Origin of the sequence: Pedobacter sp. ASV12 (genome assembly GCF_016429155.1) — a bacterium.
Classification (GTDB): Bacteria; Bacteroidota; Bacteroidia; order Sphingobacteriales; family Sphingobacteriaceae; genus Pedobacter.
In genome coordinates this window covers 1-4,614 of sequence record NZ_JAELUC010000145.1, presented here as the reverse complement: position 1 = coordinate 4,614, position 4,614 = coordinate 1, and the positions used below count along the sequence as shown (strand labels likewise).

General features: G+C 40.2%; 5 protein-coding genes. All 5 read left to right on the top strand.

The features are described 5' to 3' along the window. Positions 1-1,342 (top strand): RHS repeat domain-containing protein (locus JHD69_RS19125; RefSeq protein WP_199141941.1); only part of this gene is annotated, 1,342 nt, incomplete at its 5' end. A gap of 7 nt (positions 1,343-1,349) precedes the next feature. Further along, on the top strand, positions 1,350-1,790 hold the full coding sequence (locus JHD69_RS19120) for a tetratricopeptide repeat protein (RefSeq protein ID WP_199141940.1): 441 nt from the start codon (positions 1,350-1,352) through the stop codon (positions 1,788-1,790). 589 nt (positions 1,791-2,379) lie between these two features. After that, positions 2,380-2,589 (top strand): RHS repeat domain-containing protein, encoded by a 210-nt coding sequence (locus tag JHD69_RS21125; protein ID WP_233166062.1) that lies wholly within the window; start codon positions 2,380-2,382, stop codon positions 2,587-2,589. Continuing rightward, positions 2,589-2,759 carry a hypothetical protein gene (locus tag JHD69_RS19110; protein ID WP_199141939.1) on the top strand — a complete coding sequence of 57 codons (171 nt, stop codon included), beginning with the start codon at positions 2,589-2,591 and terminating at the stop codon, positions 2,757-2,759. Before JHD69_RS21125 ends, JHD69_RS19110 begins: the two co-directional genes overlap by 1 nt. 5 nt (positions 2,760-2,764) lie before the next feature. Continuing rightward, a complete protein-coding gene (locus tag JHD69_RS19105; RefSeq protein WP_199141938.1) occupies positions 2,765-3,241 on the top strand; it encodes a hypothetical protein in 477 nt (158 codons plus the stop codon). Positions 3,242-4,614: the final 1,373 nt, after the last annotated feature.

Below are 4,614 nucleotides of genomic sequence, written 5' to 3'. Positions count from 1 at the left end.
AACGCTGTCCTACGATGCGATGGGCAACATCGCTTCGCTGAGCAGGTTTGACGGCACCACGACCAAGACCGGAACCTACAGCTATGCCGGCAACCAGTTGACTGGTATTACGGGCGGGGCATTGGCTGCGGGTGCCTACACCTACGACGGCAACGGCAACGCCACCACAGACGGCAGGAACGGCGTAACGCTGGCCTACAACTACCTGAACCTGCCGGTAAGCGCCACAAAAAGCGGGCTGAGCCTGAGCTACGTCTACGATGCCACCGGAGCCAAGCTGAAGAAGGTGAACGGCGCCACGGGCACGGCCACGGACTACGTAGACGGCATCCAGTATGTCAACGGCACGATCGACTTTATCCAGACCGAGGAGGGGATTGCCCGCAGGGGCGGGGGCAGCTACAGCTACGAATACAACCTGACGGACCACCTGGGCAACGTGCGGTATACCTTCAACAGGCACCCGGTTACGGGCCAGCTGCAGCCCCTGCAGGCCGACGACTACTATGCCTTCGGAATGAGAAAGGTTGCAAGTCCAGGTAATAATAAATATCTTTACAATGGAAAGGAATTGCAGGAGGAGCTGGAGCAATATGACTATGGCGCAAGGTTTTATGATCCGGTTATTGGCCGGTGGAATGTGGTCGATCCGCTGGCCGAGGACTATGATGATGTCTCTCCGTACAATTATGTCTTGAGCAATCCTATTAATTTTACTGATCCAGATGGGATGTGGGTAAATGATGAACCAACTGGTTTGAGATCAACGATTGTCGATGGTACGGGCAGGATTATAGACCACAAGAACGACGGGGACAATTCAATATACCAGCTCGTTAACGATAAAAAGGTCAAGATAGGTACCGAAAGGGACGGAATAGATTACGGTAAACTGATTGGTCAGCAAATTAACCAATTGAACTTTGATCCCAATCCGATACCATTGAACGCCGTTTCGGTAACGGCAAAGAAACCTGGTTCGGCTTGGGCTGCAATTGGAATTAGCCTTTCACTCCGTACTGGCACACTTTGGGGAGCTGAGGGTGCAAATCCTGAGCCTGTCACAAAAACCATTGGAGGAATCGTATTGACAGCCTTTTCTGCCTATGTGATAGGGGATGCAGTTACAACATACTATTACGACAAGAAAAAAGCAGAGGAATGGAACCAGCGTATTTTGGAAGCATCTGAGCATACAAAGGGCGCAAGGCCAAGTACAAAAGGCAAACATCAAAAAGGGCAAGCGAGGAAAGCGGCAGACAGAGGTGGGGAGAAAGGAGAAAAAATGGCTCCAAGAAAACGTCCAGGAGGATGGAAAGGTCCTTGGCCACCAAAAAGTTAGATAAATTATGAAAGGAGATAGGTTATATGGGCTTGCTTTGAAAGAAGCCTCTACGGATTCTGCAGAACTAAGCAGGGTATTTGCTCTGCTTGAAAAAGCAAAAAAAATGAAAAACTACAAAGCCATCTATGCCTTAGGTACATGGTATTTGTTTGGGAAATATGTAGAAAAAGATATTAATAAGGCCTTTGAGCTGTTATTATCAGCGTCTGAGAATAACATTCCTGAAGCTTGTTACGATATAGCAAAATGTTATGAAGAAGGTATCGGCACGAAAAAAGACCCAAATAATGCTTTTTTTTATTATATGAAAGCAGCATTATTAGGCGATAGACAGTCTATATATGAGGTTGGGAGGTTGTACTATTATGGAATTGGGATAAAGAAAAATATAGAATTAGCTAATTTATGGCTAGATATGGCTGATTTCTATGGAATACAAGATTAAGGGTCGACATGCCTTTTTCTAAAATCAAAGCAGAGCCCAGCGATGTGAGAATTGCTGGGCTTTGTTGTTTAAAGTCCGTGTGTTTTCTCATTGATTGGAATTTGTAATCCAATTCATGATCTGTGCACACAGACTAGTGCAATTCTTAATGGCTTCGAAAATACGCTTTGATGACTTGCATCTTTAACAAGTCATTATTTTATCACTGTATTTTTCCCTACTTTAGCTTGAAATAATGTTTTGAAATGAATGCACTGCTCCGCAAAAAAGTTAAGGCCTATACGCTCACCGAAATTTTAACCCCATAGTTTGCAATCCACATTCCGCACAACCAAACAAATTAATCTTATGTTGCTGGAACGAACAGATTAAGTAGGCAGTATCAATACACCAACGGGGTTATCGACTTCATCCAGACCGAGGAGGGGATTGCACGCAGGGGCGGGAGCAACTACAGCTACGAGTACAACCTGACGGACCACCTGGGCAACGTGCGGTATACCTTTAACAGGCACCCGGTTACGGGCCAGCTGCAGCCCCTGCAGGCGGACGACTACTATGCTTTGGCCTGAGAAGGACGCCTGTTGCAATGCCGGGAACTAATAAATATCTTTACAATGGTAAGAAGTTGCAGGAGGAACTGGAACAGTATGACTACGGAGCAAGGTTCTATGATCCAGTTATTGGTCGGTTCAATGCCATAGATCCAATGTCAGAGGCATCAAGAAGGTTTAGCATATACAGTTATGCACTAGGCAAGCCCAACAAATATCAAAAGCTCATCCAAAAGCAACTATAGTGGGATTTGATGGGTATGCAGTATATGGTAAAGCTGATGGAAAACCTGCGGTTTTAAGAAGTAGCTCTAAAATAGAAGGAAATGATAATCTTGGCACAGTGGTTTTTTATAAAAATGGTGAAATCATAAAGAGAATGTCTTATCAAGAATTTGTGAAACAGAAAAAATAATTTCTATGAGGTGTTTATTGCTAATTTATTTTTGTCTTATTTTATTTGGCTGTGAAAGTAAGAAAAGTAAGCCTATCGAACCACTTTCTACAGGAAAAGTATTCTTATCAGAATTTGATAATAACATTAAAATAAAATCGCTGTCAGAACAAGCTCAAAAAGGAGACACGGCAGCATATAATAAGCTTTATGAAATATACTCTTTAAGCGACCACTCGGAAGAATTTTTGTATAAGGCTGTGACGATGGCGGAGACTTATAACTATTCTCAAGCATATTTTGATGTATATATTATATTAAGATCAGGCAAATCGAATTCTAAAAATAGTTTTACTAATAAACTTGCTAATTATTATCTTCTGAAAGCTTTTGAAGCTGGAAACTCTCATTCAAGATTTCAAATTGAAGAAAGATTTAATAAAAGAGAGATTTCGTCGCTACCTACTTCAAGGGAATACTGGAACGAAATATTAAAAAACTAAATCTGTCCATCTAGCGCAAGTCTTCTGTTTAGGATGAGACTGATGACTTGCGCCTTTAAAATACTTTGGCAAGTTTTTAGATAATTGAAAATTAGAAGCTATCATTCTGTAGCTTTACTTTGGCTAAGGACAAGTCTAACTTTTGCATGAGTCTGCGAAATAAGACTTTTGCAAGGTTGCTGTTGGTCGGGATTTACAATCTCTACCTTTATTAGGCATAACCATGTATGGGAATAGGACAATTTCCTTTGACGTAGCAACAAAATTTAGAGGTGGATGGGGTTAGTAACTGGGATAATTTTAAACCTGATGTTTTCCGACGATACCGTAAAAGGAGACTATAATGCTAACCCTAATTTAAAGTATCCCGATAAGACGACATACGTTAATCCATATATTAAAAAATAAAATGCTAGAAAGATTATATTATGATTTTTATCAAATTTTAAAAACTCAAAGAAAAAATGACCAATCATATTTTAACGCTTTTATCGGTTTGTCTTTTCTAATCTATTTGAACATTGCTTCTGTTTTTGGTATCATTAATTATTTCATAAGGTATAAAGTTTCAAGGGATGTTTCTGTAATCTCCTCAATAATAGTTTTTGGCTTGGTTCTGCTGTTCAATGTTTTTAAATTGTGGAATAAGAAAAAACAGATTACATTGAAGTATGATTTGCTAACAGCTAACCAGAAGAACTATAGGTGGCCGATATGGCTGTTTATAGTTGTCTCTTTTTTGCTTTTTTACCATGTCCTTGAATATTTAGTTTAGGGTTTGAAAGTTCATAGGCTCAGGTTTTTTAGTTATATATATTGAGAGATTTCTGCCCTTAAATATTGGCTCTACTTTATCGCTGTATCTCCCGCCCTGTTGGTCGGGATTTGCAATCTCGACCTTTAATATATTTGACACATAGACTAGTGCAATTCTTAATAGTTTCGAAAATACGCTTTGATAACTCACATCTTTAACCAGCCATTATTTTATCACTGTATTTTTCCCTACTTTAGCTTGAAATAATATTTTAAATGAACGCACTGCCCCGCAAAAAAAGTTAAGGCCTATGTGCTTGCCGAAATTTTAACCCCATAGTTTGCAATCCACATTCCGCACAACCAAACAAATTAACCTTATGTTGCTGTAACGAACAGATTAAGTAGGCAGTTATGCAGCTAAAGTACAAAACTTCCATAGGACGCATCCACCTGAAGTAAGGGCAATACAGAATATGCTTTATCAAGCTGTCTTTGGCCCACTTAACGCTATTTTCAAATATTTGAAATAAAATGAAGCAAAAAAGATATATCTTGTTGGTCATATTGGTGATATCTGCCATAGGCTTATCGCCCTTTATCGTAGTGTTTAGATA

Coding starts and splice junctions, on each gene's coding strand:
- JHD69_RS19105 (WP_199141938.1), top strand. CDS start 2,765: ATGAGGTGTTTATTGCTAATTTATTTTTGTCTTATTTTATTTGGCTGT.
- JHD69_RS21125 (WP_233166062.1), top strand. CDS start 2,380: ATGCCGGGAACTAATAAATATCTTTACAATGGTAAGAAGTTGCAGGAG.
- JHD69_RS19120 (WP_199141940.1), top strand. CDS start 1,350: ATGAAAGGAGATAGGTTATATGGGCTTGCTTTGAAAGAAGCCTCTACG.